Genomic DNA, 17,748 nt, shown 5'->3' with positions numbered 1-17,748 from the left:
CCCGATTTCTCACCAATTGAAAATTGTTGGTCGAAAGTCAAAAGTATACTACGTTCGCTCAGTCCCAGAAATTATCCAGATTTAGCCAAAGCAATTGAAGAAGCTTTTAATAAAGTGTCTCTACAAGATATCCGTAACTGGTTTACTCACTCCTGTTACTGTACCTCACTAGAGTAGTAAACGCTATATACAGATAAGGTGTAGGCGTAAGGGACGCAAAGCAAAGGGTTTGGGTGTTTGGTTCGATGGGGCGGCGGTAGCCGCCCTTTAAGGAATCTTGGTTTGGCCTATCCTTAATGAAAAACTTTCCTTTAGGCGCTCATTTCAGGTTAAAACATATGTTATTTTTACAACAGTGTTACAAAACATTATGGGAATAAATCTTTAATTGCTGCTTTTAAACTTTTGCGCCTTTCTTCAATAAATGAGTTAAAATCGTCATTTTTTAAATATGTGTAAGCGTTTGGAGAGATGAAGTGACTGTCTAATGTCTCTTTCAATTTATTTTCATCATTACCGTGCTTAGACAGACAATCTTGGAAAAATTCAGATGGAGCTTTGTTCTTTTTCTCATTATTTGTACGCTCCCAGATAATAGTTCTATTCAAAATGCTATTTATTAGGTTTTTATGTTGTTTCTGATATGTAGATTTTGGAAATATATGGTCGTCTTGACACTCACTTAACTTGTCCTTCACAGACTGCCCGGTTAAAAAGTCTTTTGCTCCCTGACGCACAATTATACCCATAAGTCCTCGGTATAAAGCAGATCGAGGGTCATCGACGATATCCAAATTTAAGTCTTGACTAGCAAACTGTTGTAGCCATTGGGGAGGGTCTCCTCCTCCAAGCCAACTATCTATATCTTTGACATCTTGATAAGTTTTAGTGAATCGGGAACTATCATAGCGCCGACTCAAAACGCAACCCCAGTACCAACGATCTACCTTCCCATAATCCTCAGCTCCTGCCGATTTATCCTTAAGTTTATACAATACAACTGCCAGCGTTACTAACAATGTCGAGTAAGGAATCCACTTGTCACTAAATGCACCATATGTGTGAGTAATTCGAGTATGCGCTTTTAATATACATTCTACTGCTTCATCCCAACGCTTTTTGAAAGCATTCGCTTCTAGGTTAATAGCATTAAGTAGATCGCGCCGCCGAATCTCCTTTCCTTCTACAAGAGCAATCACACGAAGCAAGAATTCTGGTTCTACTACAGAAGTAATTGGTTTATGCTTTTTCTTAAAGCTATCCCATAATTCTCGCAGCTTTATATCCTTTAAATAAAGCTGTGCTACAGCTAAATCAAAAAGTGAAAGGCTAACTCCAGTTCTGTTAATTCGCTCAAATATATTGACAATATCTTCCTGGCTAGTTTCTTCGGGTAAAGCGACTACAGGAATCATAAACTGTTGTAAGCGCTCATATAATTTTGCAATTTTAGTAACATTCTCTTCTTGCCAAACTGATTGCTTTTGGTACAGCCATTTGTATAAGCTATTAGGTTCCTTTAAAACCGAAAATCGTATAGCTTTATCTTCCAGAACCAATTTATCAAATTCTGAGATGCGCTTATTATCCTTTTTGGATATTCCAATTACTGCTTCGTCAATATTTCCGTTTAAAGCTTGCTCGATATCTAAATAAAATATATATGGATTTTTGACATTCTTCAAAGGAATATCTGGTTCATATAAAGCATAAAACAAGGAAGTGATGCGCTGTTGACCATCTAAAACTAGCTGAACAGTTCTGTGGTCGGTTTTAGGGCGCACGCTGGGGTTAACTTTCTCAACCCCTTCAACAGCACGAAAAGAAAACATAGGCTTCTGTGTTGGGGTATCTAACATTAAAAATGTCCCTGTGAAATACCCATGAAGTAGAGATGTAAGGAATTGTTCAACATCATCTCTCTCCCATACAAATGAACGCTGAAATTCTGGTACGACTACCTTGCCGCTGTAAACATCATTGATAAGTGATAAAAGATTTTTTGGATTTGCTTCGGGTGCTTTCATAGACTGATATGCAAAACTAAATAGGCTCTGTATACTACAGGGGTCTAAGTGCGAAAAATTTGTGCTTAAAAAAGTAGGTTAGCTCTCATCTGTTCGGGTTTTGGTTCTAGAAGGTCGAGAACTTGCAACATTGGTGATGTTACTCTAGCATATGCCAATCTCTCAAAATTATAGAACTCCGGGTTGGTGTCCAAAGATCTACCCAGCAAGATTTGTCCGGCTGCTATATCCACGTATCTAACAGGATTGTCAGTTTGTTGTAGGCGTAGCGGAGCGACTTAGGGTCAAATTCCTGCCCGAAAGCAGTCGTGTCTACTCCCAAGGGATCGCATATCTCAATGCTAGAGCCTGTTCTTTAGGCAGTCCGATTTCCTTGTCGCAGAAAGCCTGCCTGCTGATGTTGGCTTCTTCAACTATATCCGGATCTGCGAATGCGCTGTTAATTATTGCTTTGAGAGACTGATGGACTGCACCTGTGCATTCGCATAGCGTCCTGTAGGGAATGGCGGAAAACACTTATCCAAACAGAAGTATTATTTTCCGAAATTTTATATAAGTTTAGCACCCTAAGTACGGAATAGGCGAAATCCAAAAAGAATAAAACTGAATCAAGAAACTGGGTTTCTGCGTTGCTTACTGCATCCTAACCGAGATTTGATGAAGAAACCCTGTTTCTGCGCCGTTCGATGGCAAACTAAATACAGAAAAAGAATTTGGGTGTAGTTATCCTTCAGACAAAAAAAATTAATAATTAGGAGAAAATTCAATGGCAACCAACACCTCTTTAGAAGAACGGATGGCAGCAGTAGAAGCAGCAGTTACCGAATTGCAGAAACAAGTTGCAAATCCTCAACCGACCAATTGGCTACAACAAATTACAGGGTCTTTCAAAGATGAACCTGCCTTTGAGGAGGTACTGGCTTACGGACGAGCGATTCGCCAAGGTGATGAGTCTGTATTAGAAGCACAAGACGAGCCATGAAATATTTATTGGATACAGACCATCTGAGCATTCTTCAGCGTCAAACTGGGAAGGATTACAGCAACCTTGCGACACGTCTGGCTCAATACCCGCCATCAGATTTTGCGGTGTCAATTGTAACCTTTCACGAACAAATGCTTGGCTGTCACGCCTATATTAATCGCGAGCGCACCCTAAATGACGTAGTGAAAGGATATGAGATGATGGCGCGACTCGTCAGCAACTTTAAAGTGTTACCCCTCCTCCCATTCGATGCGGGTGCAGCTACAACATTTGAGCAATTAAAGTCACAACGGATTCAACTCGCAAAAATGGATGCAAGGATCGCGGCCATTGCACTGTCTTGTGGATTGATTCTGTTAACCCGCAATCATCGAGATTTCGGGAAAGTGGCAGGGTTGGCAATCGAAGATTGGACAATTTGAGGCATCAAGAATATCTTTTGGAGTAAACAGTATCGAATTCGTCGTTTTCATCAATAATCAAGATTATTCAGCTTCCTTAGAAGTCTGGCAACTCCTAGACTGGGAAAAACACCCCATCCTCATCTTCTACGAAGACGCGATACCTCAAGGTTTGAGCCAAACTTTTCTGGATGCGATCGCTCGTTTCGACGCTACAATCTGTCTCATCGCCGACTCACGCCATCCCACCATTCCCACTTTCTCACCCCAAAAAAAACCCGCTCCAAACTATTATCAATTGATTGGAACGCACTATTTTAGAAATATAACCCATAAGAGTATCAGGGAAAGTTTTGACTCAATGGATGCGATCGCTTCCATTTTTTCTATAGTCGCTAAGTCATATTTTCGCTTTCATTCAGCGTCGGCGGCTAATACAAAAAAACCAGAGCGATCGCTCTGGGTTTGAAGTTTAGTCCTCAATCGGTGCGTTGGGAACCTGTGCATCAATATCGGTTTGTGACAAAGTGGGAATCGACCAGTTACCCTCGCCTGTTTTGAACACCTTGGCAGGAGTAATGTTCAATTCAACAGCGCCCGTGTCTGCATTAGTCTTAGCCACTAACTGAGTTCCATTCACAACTTTGATAGCCAGGGGTTCGGCTAGTTGTGGTGCATCCGGAGAAGTTAAACCAGCCACGTTAGTGCCACTTGGTAAGTAAACACCATCACAGTTCCAGTCATCATCGGTAGTCTGGCCATTTCCCAAGAAGTAGAGAGCGTTCGCTTGGTTGGCTTTTTTGGGTTTACGAGCATAGACTGCCAAAGTCTTGCCTGTTTCATTGCGACATTGCGCCCAATCTGTTGCCGTTTCCAAGATGTACTTTTGCAAGTTCAATTCACCCAGTTGTCGCTCAATTTCCTCTGGGGCGGACTCGGAGCGATCGGGGTTTTCCTTTGCCTTCAAAAGGTTATCGATAGATTGAGTCACCTCAGCGTAGTCAGGACTCTTAGTTAGATTTGGATCTGCCCATGAAGGTTGGGCAATCAGGAAATTGACCAGAAGAACCAGGGCTACCAAAGCGGTTTTGAAGAGTTTCATCATATTTTTCCTTGTCACAATTACAAAATTTTTCCAAAGGTGCGATCGCGCAGGCTCAATTTTCTTTTGCTTCCAGCGACTGCCCATTCATCGCATACAGTTTGACCAGTCCCGCCAAACACAAGCAGTTACCAGCTAAGGCAATAGGAGTTAGCGAGGCACTATCGAGGATGATAAACACACCTAAGCCAATCAACACAAAGGGAACGAGATGGTTGCCATAGCGAGTTAGTAGGGAAGCGATCGCTGTTTGGCGAGTCAACTTATACGTCACGTAGCACCAAACCCCAACCAGTGAAAGAAACACGCCGATAATTACCAGCAAACTTTCCCAAGCACTATTAGCAAACAACGGCATATAGATACTCACATTGTCGCTACCATTCGCGATGGTAATAGCCGCTACGCCATAGGTTTGGGGAGATAGAAAACTCGCGAAGGGAGAGGGTTTAAATAAATCTGTTTCCTCCTGCATCTCCTCCGACGAATCGCTGTCTGGATTCAGCAGTTGGTTCAGCCCTATTGCAATCGGCACCAAGCCCAGAAGACCAACCCAATGGGATGGCACAACCAATCCGCCCAAGAAACCAGCAAGGCTGCCAACGACTAGGGTACTGAATCCCAGATACTGACCCATGACAATATGCCGACAGCGGAAGGTGGCATTCACCTGGGAGAACAACAGCGTCAATATTACCAGATCGTCAAGATTAGTTGCTGTAAAGGCTGCGATCCCGGTAGGAATTGCACTGGTGAGTCCGCTCATTTCTATCTCTCCTTAATCAAAATGCTGGCTTTGTATCAGCTAGGGTTTGGTTTTTTATGCTAATTACCACACACTTGTCAACTGTATTATGGCTTGGGTTATACCTGCCAAATTGGGCTATTAGGTTGCATTTCAGAAAGCATCCACTGCGTTAGCAATAATTTCACTTTATGACGCAGTTTTCATAAAATCAAATATTATTAATTGTGGAAACGATAACTATAAGTGATTAGTAATCCCATATCGAGGGTTAAAAGTAGCAATATGGGGCAGAAAGCTGCATTTATGTATATTTACAGAGCTTAAGTTACATTGCGTAACATTGCCGCAGACGCGATCGCTTCTAGTCTAGTTGTACACCATCACTTTTATTTATCGTTTTAAAAACTAAGAGTATTTGCTTTTATCCTTAATTAGGCTTTATCTTGAAAGTAATCCAGATTGAACAGATGAAATTAATCAGGATTGAATCAAGGCAAGAGTTAGTATCGAGTCTTTCTTTAAATCTTAAAGAGGTGCAACATGAACCAAAAAAAATTATTATCAAATAGCGCTGAACCCCAAACAATGAAAACATCTACTCCTTCGCTAAAAGAGCTATCAAACCAACAAAAATTACAGTCTGAAAGTAAAACACAGACCAGAGGACAACACCTCGCGGATTTGCTTGCAGCCAAAGTTGGGTCTTGGTCATTTCTGACTGTGCAAACTACCATTCTGGCGGGTTGGGTTGGTTTTAACGTAATGCCTGGAGTGCCTCACTGGGATGAGCAGCCCTTCATATTGCTCAACTTGGTGTTTTCGTTTGCGTCAGCCTACACTGCTCCTATTGTTTTGATGAGCCAAAACCGCCAGTCTGATATAGAGCGCGAAAAAAATGAATATGACCACGAAGTGAATCGTCAAGCTGCACAGAACATTGAGCTGCTGCATGAAAAAATGGATTCTTTGCAGGCTCAACAGCTTAAAGAACTAACTCAAATTGTCAAAAAGCAGCAGCACTCTCTCGATGAAATTAAAGCGAGCGTGTTGCCAGTCCTGGAAAAGCAGCAGCAATCTCTCAAAGAAATTAAAGTAGTTGATAATAAATTTCCTAATGGATATTCAGTGTATCTTCCCTTCAACGTGGAGCGGCAGGCGGAGGACAATATCAAAGATTTCCAGCCCCTCATTCGCCTAGAAAAGTAAGTCCAACCCAAGTCCGCTCGGTTAAATATTTATTACTTTAGCTCCAGTCAGTTGCACCGACTGGAGCTTTTCTATTAGAGGGTGGGTGAGAAATAGGTTTCGCTTCAAAAAGAATTCATTACTATCTCACAACTTAACTGTGGCAGGTTCTCAGAAGTAGGGGTAGATTTAGGGTTTGGGCGATCGCTGCTAGGGCGATTTTTAGTTCTGCCCATCCTTGCTTTGAGAGACGCACCAGCAAAAGTTGTACAACAACAGAGGATTGTACATCAACCTTTAGAGGCATCTTTACCAGTATTCCAGCTACCTTAAGTGCGATCGCACGCTACATTTACTTTGCCTTGACAGCAGCGACGCACCTATTATCGAGCAATAAAGGCTTTCTGGTGCAAGCTTGCTTAGTACAAATATTCCTTAAGAAGGATTAGTCAGCTTTATAAACCTGTACTATTATAAAAAGTCCGGTAAGCCGAGCGACAAACCGGGGTTAGAGCCTAAAGCCTCCTAAATTGCAGGATGTGAGTAGTAGCTTTAACAAGAGTTAAAGACTAAAATACCGTAAATTTATCGAGGGTTAGTTACCATACCCGAATAACTCGCTCGCTGGTATTGCAGCAAAATATTTGGTGATTAAGTCAGCCGTTCAGCGCCTTATATGCGCTGAATAAATTTTGATATGCATATTTAAGAGATAAATTCAATAAAAAGGGTAATAACCATGAAGGAACAACTAATTTTTAATATAAATTTACTGGGTAAATCATTAGTAAATTATCGAACTTTATTAGCATTTCTGATATTCTTTAGCTGCGGTATAAGCGGTTGCAGTAGATCGGAGCAGAAGCAGAATCAGGTGAGTATTGATGGTGGAGCTGTGGGATTCCCTATCCATCAATCTGTGGCTGAAGAATTTCAAAAATTTAAACCTGCTGCTCAAGTTAGCGTTGCTTCAAGCGGTACTGGCGGCGGCATGAGTAAGTTTTGTGCTGGAGAGATTGATATCGTTGGCGCTTCACGCTCTATAAGGGATGAAGAAATTGAAAGATGTAAAAAGAAGGGCATTGATTTTGTAGAATTGCCTGTTGCCTTAGATGGAATCGCCGTCATCGTCAATCGTCAAAATAACTTTGCTAAATGCCTGACTATCGACGAACTTAACAAGATTTGGAACTCTAAATCAGACCGCAAAATAACCAACTGGAATCAAGTAAATCCAAAGTTTCCCGACCAGCGACTAAAGCTTTATGCGCCTGCTTCTGATACGGGAACGTTTGATTATTTCACCCAAGCTGTGACTGGCAAAGCAAAAAATAGCCGCACAGACTACACTCCTAGCCACAATCAAAACGTCCTTGTACAAGGGATTGCGGGCGACACAAACGCTATAGGGTATGTGGGGATATCTTACTATATGGAAAACCAAGACAAGCTGAACTTGGTTGGTGTGGAAAGTCCAAAAGGCAAGTGTGAAACACCAGTTCCTCTAGACAATGTTGTTAGAAATATTTATCTACCTTTGTCTCGTCCTCTATTTATCTATATCAGCAAGAGTTCTCTAGATAGCAAACCAGCGGTAAAAGAGTTTGTTGATTTTTATATAGAGAATTCTTGGAAATGGATCGATCAAGTTGGTTATGTGGCGCTACCGGATGAAGCTTACCCCAAAATCAAACAAAAAGTTGCCTCTGGTGAAACAGGTTCTAAGTTCAAAGATGCAAAACCGGGCGAACCTATCGCAAATCTTCTTTAAGAGGAGGGTTAATGGTAGGTTGTGGTGAGCGATCGCTTAACACAACCATACCTTGCCAACCTCAAACAACCTAATTACTCAATTACGAACAACTTCAACTGCATTCTACTTATGCAAAACGCAAATTTTAGCAATGAATTTAATAGGGAATACAGGCGATCGCTCGAAAAGGCAGCGTCTGACGATATCCAGGAAAAAATTATCGAAACGCTTTTATTTTGTTGCGCCTTGATTTCTGTCCTCACTACCTTTGGAATTGTTTTTATTATCTTCCGGGTAACGTTTGATTTTTTCCAAGAGGTTTCGTTTGCTCAGTTCTTTCTCGATACCAAGTGGACACCTTTATTTGCAGAGAAACATTTTGGAATTTGGCCTTTGATTAATGGCACTTTAATGACTACGGTTATTGCCATGCTCGTTGCTATTCCTCTGGGTTTATGTTCAGCTATCTATTTAGCCGAATATGCTTCGCCCAAGGTGGCAGCAATTTTACGCCCAGCCGTAGAACTATTAGGGGGAGTCCCTACAGTTGTCTATGGCTACTTTGCACTTTTATTTGTTACGCCTGTTCTGCGCTCGTTTCTTCCCCTAGAAATTTTTAACGCCTTAAGTGCTGGGCTGATGATGGGAATAATGATTAGCCCTACCGTCGGTTCCATCAGCTTAGATGCCATACAATCTGTGCCTCGCTCTTTGCGCGAAGGAGCTTACGCAATCGGCGTAACTAAACTGGAAACCATTTTTAAAGTTGTCCTTCCTGCTGCCCTTTCTGGAATTGCTGCCTCGATTATTCTGGGCATTTCTAGAGCCGTTGGCGAAACGATGACGGTTCTAATTGCTGCTGGGCAAGAGCCACGAATAAGCCTTAATCCATTTCAATCAGTGGAAACAATGACAGCTTATATGGCTCAAATTTCAGGCGGAGATAGCCCTCGTGGCAGTGTTAATTACAACACTTTATATGCTGTGGGAGCCGTTTTGTTTTTAATAACGCTTGGGTTGAATATTGTCAGCCATTGGATTTCTAATCGCTACAAAGAGAAATACGATTAATAAACATGAGTAGTTCTATTTCCCGAAACAAATCACAGGAACCACAAGGAGAATTTTCTGCGAATGTAGAGCAGAGAGAAACAACAGGCAAAATATTTGAACTTATCTTTTTGCTTGGCCTATCTATTGGTTTAGTGGTTCTTGCAGTCCTAGTTTTTGATGTCTTTAAGGATGGGTTAGGGCGGCTGTTGAGTCCTGGCTTTCTAACTGAAACTCCTTCCCGGTTCCCCGATAGAGGTGGCATACGCCCTGCTATTTTTGGCAGTATGCTTCTAGGTGGATTAGTAATGCTAATTTCCGTCCCTATCGGTGTGGGAGCGGCTTTGTATCTGGAAGAATATGCGCCCAAAGCTTGGTGGACGGATATTATCGAGATTAACGTTAGCAATCTCGCTGGAGTCCCTTCAATTGTCTATGGTCTACTGGGATTAGGCGTTTTCAATTATCTTTTGAACTTCGGGCCAGCTTTGCTTTCTGGCGCATTAACATTGTCGTTGCTGTCTTTACCAGTAATTATTGTGACTGCTAGAGAGGCAATTCGAGCTGTTCCCGATTCTTTACGACAAGCTTCTTATGGCTTAGGCACAACCAAATGGCAAACGGTGTGGAATCACGTCTTACCTTATGCGATTCCAGGCATCTTAACAGGGGTGATTATTTCCGTTTCCCGTGCGATTGGCGATGCGGCTTCTTTAATTGTTGTCGGAGCTGTGAGTTTTCTTACATTCAACCCTGGTTTGTTTCAGCGCTTTATGGCCTTGCCCATTCAAATTTACACCTATATCACTCGCCCTGAGCCTGGTTTTGCTAATGCAGCAGCAGCGTCAATCATTGTTTTACTGTTATTGATTTTGGTCTTAAATGGTACAGCAATATACCTTCGACAACGCTTTTCTACATTTAAATAAAAGATTAATTAAAGTTAAAATTCCTTAACTTTAATAAAAGAAATGGTTTAAATGCTTCGTAATTCATGGGAGCATAAACTCAAAACTCAACGTTCAAAGATCGAATGTAATAAATACTGGAAAATACACGATATGCGCTCCCCCAAAAAAGCTCAAAGCACGCAAAATAACACGGTTCTTAACGCCCAAGGTGTTAAAGTTTACTACGGTGATTTTCTGGCGCTTCAGGAAGTCGATATGGAAATTCCTGAAAGAAAAATTGTAGCCTTCATTGGCCCTTCAGGATGTGGCAAAAGTACCTTCTTGCGATGCTTCAACCGAATGAACGATTTAATACCTGGAGCAAGGGTAGAAGGCCAAATTAATTACCAGGGTAAAAATATTTACGATGGCAAGATTAATCCGGTGAAAATCCGCCGTCAAGTCGGGATGGTATTTCAGAGACCGAACCCTTTTCCAAAGTCAATTTACGAAAATATAGCCTTTGGCCCGCGTGCGAATGGTTATAAAGGAAATATGGATGAACTGGTAGAGCAATCGCTGCGGCGAGCTGCGCTTTGGGATGAGGTGAAAGACAAGTTAAAAGAAAAGGGAACAGCTTTATCAGGAGGACAGCAGCAGCGGCTTTGCATTGCACGCGCGATCGCCATGAAGCCGGATGTTTTATTAATGGATGAACCCTGTTCTGCTCTCGACCCAATTTCAACTCAGCAGGTTGAAGAACTTTGCCGCGAGCTTAAAGAACAATACACCATGATTATGGTGACTCACAATATGCAGCAAGCTTCGCGAATATCAGATTTAACTGGCTTTTTCAATACAGAAACAGATGCAAGCGGCAAGCGCAGAGGAAAATTAGTCGAATTCACTCCTACCGAAGAAATCTTCAATTCTCCTCGTACTCAAGAAGCTAAAGCTTACATCAGCGGTAAATTTGGTTGAGTCCCGCCTTGCAGATGTTGGCTTCCTCACCAACACGTCTTAAGAGCAACCAACTTCGTTCAACTCTGGAGACAAAATGAGCCAGTTAAGTAATTCAATAGAGAGTAGTTCTCTCGCTTCAGGTGCCGCGCCAGCAGAATCTGACAAGACTAAAAAAGCGCAAGCGTTGGCAACGGCTGAGTCTGCCTCTGAGATGGCACCTGAAAAAATTGTTGTAGACAATCCACCGCCTGAACCCGACTATCCTCGCTACCGGGTTCACCCCGGACGACCGATCATTTTGGCTAATCTCGATCCAAATGCTGCCGAGGACTACAAGAAAAAGAAACACGTTGAGAAGGAGCTTGAAAAGCAGCGCCAACGCCTACAGAATTTACAAGAACGGTTATATGCCGAACACAAGCGCAGTTTGTTGATTGTGCTGCAAGCGATGGACACAGGCGGTAAAGATGGCACAATCAAACACGTATTTGGCGGACTCAATCCGCAAGGCTGTCAAGTGTGGTCATTCAAAAAGCCCAGCGATGAGGAATTAAATCACGACTTTCTGTGGCGCTACCACCAGCGAACCCCGCAGCGCGGGATGATCTCGATCTTCAACCGCTCTCATTACGAAGACGTGCTAATTGTGCGAGTGAAGCAGTTGGTACCGGAGAACGTTTGGCTAGAGCGCTATCACCTGATTAATGAGTTTGAGCATATGCTCACTCTTAATAATATTGCGGTAATCAAGTTTTTTCTCCACATTTCTAAAGACGAACAAAAACGGCGCTTAGAAAGTAGATTACAAGACCCAGATAAGCATTGGAAGTTTTCCAGTAATGACGTGAAAGAACGCCTGTTTTGGGATGACTATCAAGCGGCTTTTGAGGACATGATTAATAATTGCTCGACTGCCCACGCCCCTTGGTATGTAGTGCCTGCCAACAATAAGTGGTATCGCAATCTAGTGGTTGCTCGTGCGATCGCGGACACGCTGGAGGCGATGAATCCCCAATATCCGAGTGCAGAAAAAGGTTTAGAAAATATTGTGGTGCCAGATTAAGGACGCCTGACTCTGGTTCCAATAGATTTTGTTGTGTAGTTATGACAATTCAAAATTCAAAATCCTCTCCGACAAGCGCTACACCCTACAAAATTCCAAAAGCTTTGCAGGGTATTAGACAGTGGTGCCAACAATCGATAAGAAGTTGGTCGAACGGACGTTCTCTATGGCGCTTCGTGCCCCTGTTTTTGGTAGGAGTTGGCCTAAGCATGGCGATCGCTGCCTGTGGTAGCAACGCTAACTCAGCTTCTAAAGGTGGTGACGTAAAGCTATCTCTCGTCTCCTATTCGGTTACTCAAGCAGCTTACGAGCAAATCGTACCGAAATTTGTAGAAAAGTGGCAGAAAGAACATAATCAAAACGTCACTATCGAGCAGAGTTATGGCGGATCTGGTTCCCAAGCTCGTGCTGTCATTGATGGCTCGCAAGAAGCAGATATCGTCCATCTCTCACTTGCCCTTGACACCCATAAAATTGAAAAAGCAGGTTTAATTGAACCCGGTTGGGAAAGAAAATCTCCCAGAGGTGGCATTGTTACCCGTTCCGTCGTCGCTATTGTTACCCGCCCTGGCAACCCGAAAGGCATCAACACTTGGGAAGACTTGACAAAAGATGGCCTGAGTATCATTACAGCTAACCCCAAAACATCTGGTATTGCTATTTGGAATTTCCTGGCTTTGTGGGGTTCTGTGACGCAAAAAGGGGGCGATGAAGCTCAAGCGCGGGAGTTTGCAACCAAAGTCTATAAAAACGTCCCCGTGCTAACCAACAATGCGCGTCAGGCTAGCGATATATTTTTTAAGCAAGGAAAGGGAGATGTCTTACTCAACTACGAAGACGAGGTAATTTTGGCTCAGCAGAATGGTGAGAAACTACCTTCTGTGGTACCCGAAGTTAACATTTCGATCGACAACCCTGTCGCTCTTGTAGACAAAAACGTTGATAAACACGGCACCAGACAAATTGCACAAGCATTTGTCGATTTTCTTTACACAACTGAAGCCCAACAAGAATTTGCGAAGTTAGGATATCGTCCCGTTAATCCTAGCGTGGCAGCAGAAGTTGCTAATAATTATCCCCAACTCCAAACTCTCTTCACCGTTCAAGATTTGGGGGGTTGGGATGATATCCAGAAGAAGTTCTTTGCCGAGGGGGCAATTTTCGATCAAATTCAGGTTGCTGGCAAGATATGAGCGCATCAATTTCCTAATGAGCGCTTGACTACCTCTGCACCCTCAACATTCCCCGAACAGCTATTTTCCTTTAGATTCTAAAATAAATTAAGGAAAATAGCTTTAATAAAAACAACTAGCCATTTTGAAAAGGAGAAAGCTCATGAAACTCTGGAAAATTGTTTTAGTAGTATTGGCGCTTCTAGTCAATTTAGCGATCGCTCAACCCTCATGGGCAGATAGACCGCGTTTGACCCAGAGTGCCGATTACACAGAAGTGACTCAAGCTCTCGATAACCTCTTAAAAGCCAAGGATGCACCAGATTCATCTGGTTCTACACCGGAGGAAATTCAGCAGCAAATTGGTCAGTTACAGCTTCAAAAATACATTCTAGAAACCGCAAAAGACTGGGGGCGGTGCCGCAATGAAACCGGAAAAACTCTGGCTATTTACGCTCATAAACCCAAAAAATCCTTCTTTCCAACCTCCGACCAAAGTACCCTTTATTACTTAGGAGATGGTCAAGAAACGGATGATGATTGGAGCTGCGATGGCGTTTACTTGCCGAGTGATGCTAAAGTCGCTGGCTTAACGGCTGGGGATAACCAAGGGCAAGAATTAGGCGAGCCTGTCGCTCTCAAAATTGTGAGTGGAACTCAGCTAATCGCTAAAACAAATTCAGAAACTGGCGCAGTTGAATTCAATGTTTCTCCTGCTAAAGTTTTCAAGGCGGGTGCTGCTAACTGGTCTATTCCCACTTTGTCTCAAGCGGATATTGACTCGCAAACTGCCAATGCACCAATCGATGATTAAAATTCATGGATAGGTTGAGGGTTTTTCCTGCTTTTCATCGGTAGGATATTAAGTGAATAGCCAGGGTATGACAAGCTAGAGGGCATAATTGCCTAATATTTATCATGCTCTGGCTAATAGCCTTTATAAGTTCTTCCGCGAAATTAAAATTTTGGCTAAAAGTGCTTATAAAGGCCTTCTAGCTGATTTTATTTCTACGTCTGAACCGCAATTTAGGGTGTAATCGATGAGTTTACTGTTCAACTTCACCAAAGTAGATGCAGAGAAGCCAAGGAAAGTGAATCAGTCGCGGGTGCGGGAACATTTGGCAAATGAGCGTACCTATTTGGCATGGATGCGGACTGCGATCGCCCTCATGGGTTTTGGCGTCGTCATCGTGCGCCTTCGCGCTTTTCAGCCACCCCTTGTACCTCGTCCCGGCAATGGCTGGATGTTGGGTTTAATTTTCTCTTTAGTTGGCCTAGTGACGGTGTTGCTATCAACCTGGCACTACTTTGTCGCCCGACGCGACATCGACGAGGATACTTATGAACCAGCAGACCGCTGGGTGATCCTGTTCAGCCTTGCGGTAATACTCTTGGGAACTGGGGTGATCTACTTTGTCTTTACAGCCCCCCTTAGCCCAACGAGTCCTCTTGTGCCTGAATAATGGCAGTTATCTAGTAAAAAATAATTTGCTTTTTTATAAACTTTATCCTGTGTTTTAATAAACTAATTTGGTTGTAATTGCAGCTTTTGTTGAAGCGGCAAAACGAGCAATTGAAGCCGTATTTAAGTTAATTTAATATGCATTAATAATTCCTGAAAGGGATATCTCCGACTTCTTAAACAAGTCGGGGATCTGAAAGTCTGGTATTTGGCAACTCAAATACGATGGTTATTTCACAAGTGAGTGCGATCGCTCCTAATCAAATATTTACAAACTTCTCCCACTCAATCTCTTGACTTATTAACCTCGCCGCGATCGCTTACCTGAAACTAAAAGTCAGGAACGCAGTTGAGCTAGGTAACTTCGCGACCGCTTTTTGGGTTATTTTACCCAGTCCAGATGCCATCGGATTCATGTTAAGATCCATGTCAATTCTGAAAACTGTGTTGGAAAGGTAAATTTAAACATGGAAGCTGCACTCCTGTTGGCAAAACTCCCCGAAGCTTACGCCGCCTTTGACCCCCTCATCGACGTTCTTCCAATTATTCCTGTATTCTTCTTGCTGCTAGCCTTCGTTTGGCAAGCAGCCGTCGGTTTCCGCTAAACCTAACAGTGATGGTTGATGGTTTATGGCAATAAGCAACGAACCATCACCCATCACCCATCAACCATCAATTAACCGCGTGCGGCAATTGATTTCTGAAAAGCAGGACGCTCCCCCATACGCTTGATATAGTCCACAACAGCTGGGTACTCGCTCAAGTCAAGCTTCAACATCATGGGGATGTAACCCAGAATTGACCCAACCGCTACATCAGCCACGCTGAACTCATTTCCCAGTAAGAACGGTTGCCGCTCAAATATGTCATTCAGCGGTTTCATCAATTTGGGTAGTTCTTTGGCCCGATTAGCCTCTACAAAAATCCCTTGCGCCAATGTAGCATTGCCAAATAGCACCCATTGGATAATGACCGCTTGCTCCTCTGGGGAGGCTGGCATCTTACCGTACTTTTGGGCTAAATACACCAAAATCGCCCCCGATTCCCAAAGCTTGAAATCCCCATCGACAATAGCAGGGACTTTGCCTATCGGGTTAATTGCCAGAAAATCTGGTTGCAAGTGAGCGCCCGCCTGCATATCCAGCATCACAAATTCGTAGGGAACGCCGATTTCTTCGAGATACCACTTGACAATTGAAGCGCGACTAAAAGCGCCGCCATACAGTTTCAACATACAGCTAACCTCTAAAGAACTTTATGAGTGTGGGAGTGTTGTTTCACGTTATCTTCTTTGGTGATAACGCGCTTGGCATTCAAAACCCGCTTTCTTTCCACTGAGTAATTAAAGTCATTGCGGCTGGTTCCCAGGGGTATGTGGGATTGGGCGGCTGGTTTGGTCTTATAGGTGCGTGCGGCTGCGATCGCGCGGAAAATAAACTCCTCACCAAACTGAGACTCTTCTGGAAAATCCGCTGGCTTCTGCGGCGTCTCATTGTCTATAACCGCGCCTATCGTTGTGGCACAGGCAACCTGGTAGGATGTGGGAATTCCTTTGAGAATTGCTTCTATTGCAGCCGAGGGGATAGGTTCAATTACTTTCACTTCATGAACTTCGCCATCTTCCTTGATAAAGCAGGTAGCTAAACCTACCAGCAGGTAGTCGTCTGCACAAAGGTCGGGGGCATTGGGTATTGACGTTGCAGTTGCCATAGGGCTATTCCGGTTAAGTATTCCAAACGAAGACACATCAAGCGCCTATCGGTTGCATTCTAGCAGGCATCTATCCACGAGTTCTTAGCTTCTTTTTTGCTAGCGTAGCGGTGCTTAGCACTTTTTCAGTTGAATTCTCTAAGTGAGAACTCAGAAATATTGCGAGTAAGTTGTGCTTTTGTCCTTGGATGCCTTTAGAGAGACGCTGATTCAATGCCTCTCCAGATTTTCCATGTGCTATGCCAATTGCTAGAGCTTCACACGCGGGGTCTATTTTGAAAGGCCAACGCGATCGCACCTGTAGGATTGCGGGGGATGTTTCAGGAAACCGGAGGATAAGGGCTGTAGATTTACGGAGGATGTCTAGCAATCAACATACTGACTGCTGCGATCGCTCCCCAAAACAAAGACGCCCTGGCAACTGACACAGAACATCATTCAGCTGGGGGGATCAAGTCGGTAAGGTGATTTCAGATAGGCCACAGCTACCGTTGAGGATAAAATGAACGTTCGCGCTTTCAACAGTAAACACCACACAAGACTTCAACAAGGCTCACCAGTTCCCTCGACCGAAAACGAGGATCTCCAGCGTCTGCTAGCCAAATCAGCCAACAGTCCCAAAGAGTCCGAGCTAATCCTGCGCCAGCAAGCAAAGGCAAAAGCCCAAAGCGGTGATTATACTGGCGCGATCGCTATCCTCACGACTCTGATTGACCGCAACCCCACGAGTGCAGCGGAATACAACAACAGGGGGCTAATTTATTTCCAGAGCGGTCAGATGGACCAAGCGATCGCCGACTACAACACGGCGCTACAGCTAAATCCTCAATTGGAAAGCGTTTACAACAACCGAGCCAATTACTACGCCGCAATTGGGCAACTAAAAGAAGCGATCGCCGACTATGAAATGGCTCTTGACCTGAATCCCGGCCACATTCGCGCCTGGATCAACCAGGGAATAACATTTCGGGAAATGGGGCAGTACGAGCGGGCTATTGAGAACTTTGACTTTGCCCTGCGACTGGGACAGTTGCGAGGCAACATTTATGCCGAACGGGGGCGCACCTATCATCTGCGGGGCGACTGGAACTGCGCGATCGCCGATTATCAACGTGCCCTTACTCAGTTAGCGCCTCAAGGCGACGCCTCCCGTTCGCTACGCCTGCAAGTAGAAAACTGGATGAACCAGATGTTAAAACCACTGAGCGCCTGAATTATAGGAGCTAACGAAGTAAAA

The 17,748-nt window shown here is 43.6% G+C and carries 21 protein-coding genes and 1 pseudogene; 15 read left to right on the top strand and 7 right to left on the bottom strand.

The annotated features are described in order from the left end of the window. Window positions 1-177 (top strand): annotated as a pseudogene (locus H6F77_RS27830) (IS630-like element ISMae26 family transposase); the annotation flags it as partial. 191 nt (window positions 178-368) lie between these two features. Here H6F77_RS27830 and H6F77_RS09035 read toward each other — a convergent pair. After that, window positions 369-2,027, bottom strand: coding sequence for a GmrSD restriction endonuclease domain-containing protein (locus tag H6F77_RS09035; protein ID WP_190487472.1), 1,659 nt, complete (start codon window positions 2,025-2,027; stop codon window positions 369-371). Window positions 2,028-2,793: 766 nt separating this feature from the next. Between H6F77_RS09035 and H6F77_RS09020 the strand changes: the two genes are divergently transcribed. The 3 genes from H6F77_RS09020 to H6F77_RS28840 are packed head-to-tail and all read left to right on the top strand — an operon-like array spanning window position 2,794 to window position 3,882. Continuing rightward, window positions 2,794-3,009 carry a hypothetical protein gene (locus tag H6F77_RS09020; protein WP_190487469.1) on the top strand — a complete coding sequence of 72 codons (216 nt, stop codon included), beginning with the start codon at window positions 2,794-2,796 and terminating at the stop codon, window positions 3,007-3,009. Then, window positions 3,006-3,434, top strand: a complete 429-nt coding sequence (locus H6F77_RS09015) for a type II toxin-antitoxin system VapC family toxin (protein WP_190487468.1) — start codon at window positions 3,006-3,008, stop codon at window positions 3,432-3,434. The genes H6F77_RS09020 and H6F77_RS09015 overlap by 4 nt, the downstream gene beginning before the upstream one ends. Next, entirely contained in the window at window positions 3,379-3,882 is a 504-nt protein-coding gene (locus H6F77_RS28840) for an NACHT C-terminal alpha/beta 1 domain-containing protein (RefSeq protein WP_375335927.1), read from the top strand. The genes H6F77_RS09015 and H6F77_RS28840 overlap by 56 nt, the downstream gene beginning before the upstream one ends. A 3-nt stretch (window positions 3,883-3,885) precedes the next feature. Here the strand turns inward: H6F77_RS28840 and H6F77_RS09005 are convergent, their stop codons facing one another. Together H6F77_RS09005 and H6F77_RS09000 are read right to left on the bottom strand one after the other, a co-directional pair. Further along, complete coding sequence (locus H6F77_RS09005) at window positions 3,886-4,518, bottom strand: hypothetical protein (RefSeq protein ID WP_242022010.1); 633 nt, start codon at window positions 4,516-4,518, stop codon at window positions 3,886-3,888. Window positions 4,519-4,570: 52 nt separating this feature from the next. Then, the gene (locus H6F77_RS09000) at window positions 4,571-5,281 is read right to left on the bottom strand and encodes a cadmium resistance transporter (RefSeq protein ID WP_190487466.1); all 711 of its coding nucleotides are present in this window, start codon (window positions 5,279-5,281) and stop codon (window positions 4,571-4,573) included. A gap of 567 nt (window positions 5,282-5,848) precedes the next feature. Here H6F77_RS09000 and H6F77_RS08995 point away from each other — a divergent pair. After that, window positions 5,849-6,469 (top strand): DUF1003 domain-containing protein, encoded by a 621-nt coding sequence (locus tag H6F77_RS08995; protein ID WP_242022008.1) that lies wholly within the window; start codon window positions 5,849-5,851, stop codon window positions 6,467-6,469. Window positions 6,470-6,602: 133 nt separating this feature from the next. Here the strand turns inward: H6F77_RS08995 and H6F77_RS08990 are convergent, their stop codons facing one another. Continuing rightward, window positions 6,603-6,755 carry a hypothetical protein gene (locus H6F77_RS08990; protein WP_190487462.1) on the bottom strand — a complete coding sequence of 51 codons (153 nt, stop codon included), beginning with the start codon at window positions 6,753-6,755 and terminating at the stop codon, window positions 6,603-6,605. A gap of 432 nt (window positions 6,756-7,187) precedes the next feature. Between H6F77_RS08990 and H6F77_RS08985 the strand changes: the two genes are divergently transcribed. From H6F77_RS08985 to H6F77_RS08945, 9 genes are all read left to right on the top strand, one after another. Continuing rightward, window positions 7,188-8,219: a PstS family phosphate ABC transporter substrate-binding protein gene (locus tag H6F77_RS08985; protein WP_190487460.1), complete on the top strand. Its 1,032-nt coding sequence runs from the start codon at window positions 7,188-7,190 to the stop codon at window positions 8,217-8,219. A gap of 111 nt (window positions 8,220-8,330) precedes the next feature. Next, on the top strand, window positions 8,331-9,272 hold the full coding sequence (gene pstC / locus H6F77_RS08980) for a phosphate ABC transporter permease subunit PstC (RefSeq protein ID WP_190487458.1): 942 nt from the start codon (window positions 8,331-8,333) through the stop codon (window positions 9,270-9,272). A 5-nt stretch (window positions 9,273-9,277) separates the two neighbouring features. Continuing rightward, entirely contained in the window at window positions 9,278-10,180 is a 903-nt protein-coding gene (pstA, locus tag H6F77_RS08975; protein ID WP_190487456.1) for a phosphate ABC transporter permease PstA, read from the top strand. 132 nt (window positions 10,181-10,312) lie between these two features. Next, a complete protein-coding gene (pstB, locus tag H6F77_RS08970) occupies window positions 10,313-11,122 on the top strand; it encodes a phosphate ABC transporter ATP-binding protein PstB (protein WP_190487454.1) in 810 nt (269 codons plus the stop codon). Window positions 11,123-11,198: 76 nt separating this feature from the next. Next, window positions 11,199-12,167, top strand: coding sequence for a polyphosphate kinase 2 family protein (locus tag H6F77_RS08965; RefSeq protein ID WP_190487452.1), 969 nt, complete (start codon window positions 11,199-11,201; stop codon window positions 12,165-12,167). 41 nt (window positions 12,168-12,208) lie between these two features. Then, window positions 12,209-13,360 (top strand): sulfate ABC transporter substrate-binding protein, encoded by a 1,152-nt coding sequence (locus H6F77_RS08960; protein WP_190487450.1) that lies wholly within the window; start codon window positions 12,209-12,211, stop codon window positions 13,358-13,360. Between the two features lie 142 nt (window positions 13,361-13,502). Continuing rightward, window positions 13,503-14,153, top strand: coding sequence for a hypothetical protein (locus H6F77_RS08955; protein WP_190487448.1), 651 nt, complete (start codon window positions 13,503-13,505; stop codon window positions 14,151-14,153). Window positions 14,154-14,379: 226 nt separating this feature from the next. After that, entirely contained in the window at window positions 14,380-14,802 is a 423-nt protein-coding gene (locus H6F77_RS08950) for a YidH family protein (RefSeq protein WP_190487446.1), read from the top strand. 466 nt (window positions 14,803-15,268) lie between these two features. Beyond that, window positions 15,269-15,406 carry a photosystem II reaction center protein K gene (locus H6F77_RS08945; RefSeq protein ID WP_190487444.1) on the top strand — a complete coding sequence of 46 codons (138 nt, stop codon included), beginning with the start codon at window positions 15,269-15,271 and terminating at the stop codon, window positions 15,404-15,406. 71 nt (window positions 15,407-15,477) lie between these two features. Here the strand turns inward: H6F77_RS08945 and H6F77_RS08940 are convergent, their stop codons facing one another. From H6F77_RS08940 to H6F77_RS08930, 3 genes are all read right to left on the bottom strand, one after another. Beyond that, entirely contained in the window at window positions 15,478-16,035 is a 558-nt protein-coding gene (locus H6F77_RS08940) for a glutathione S-transferase family protein (RefSeq protein ID WP_190487442.1), read from the bottom strand. Window positions 16,036-16,046: 11 nt separating this feature from the next. After that, window positions 16,047-16,511, bottom strand: a complete 465-nt coding sequence (locus tag H6F77_RS08935; RefSeq protein WP_190487440.1) for a hypothetical protein — start codon at window positions 16,509-16,511, stop codon at window positions 16,047-16,049. 70 nt (window positions 16,512-16,581) lie between these two features. Further along, window positions 16,582-16,881, bottom strand: coding sequence for a hypothetical protein (locus H6F77_RS08930; RefSeq protein WP_190487438.1), 300 nt, complete (start codon window positions 16,879-16,881; stop codon window positions 16,582-16,584). 132 nt (window positions 16,882-17,013) lie between these two features. Between H6F77_RS08930 and H6F77_RS08925 the strand changes: the two genes are divergently transcribed. Then, the gene (locus H6F77_RS08925; protein WP_190487436.1) at window positions 17,014-17,724 is read left to right on the top strand and encodes a tetratricopeptide repeat protein; all 711 of its coding nucleotides are present in this window, start codon (window positions 17,014-17,016) and stop codon (window positions 17,722-17,724) included. Window positions 17,725-17,748: the final 24 nt, after the last annotated feature.

Origin of the sequence: Microcoleus sp. FACHB-831, from assembly GCF_014695585.1 — a bacterium.
Taxonomy (GTDB): Bacteria; Cyanobacteriota; Cyanobacteriia; order Cyanobacteriales; family FACHB-T130; genus FACHB-831.
The sequence above is the reverse complement of the archived record's forward strand: the minus strand, read 5'-3'. Positions and strand labels throughout refer to the sequence as shown.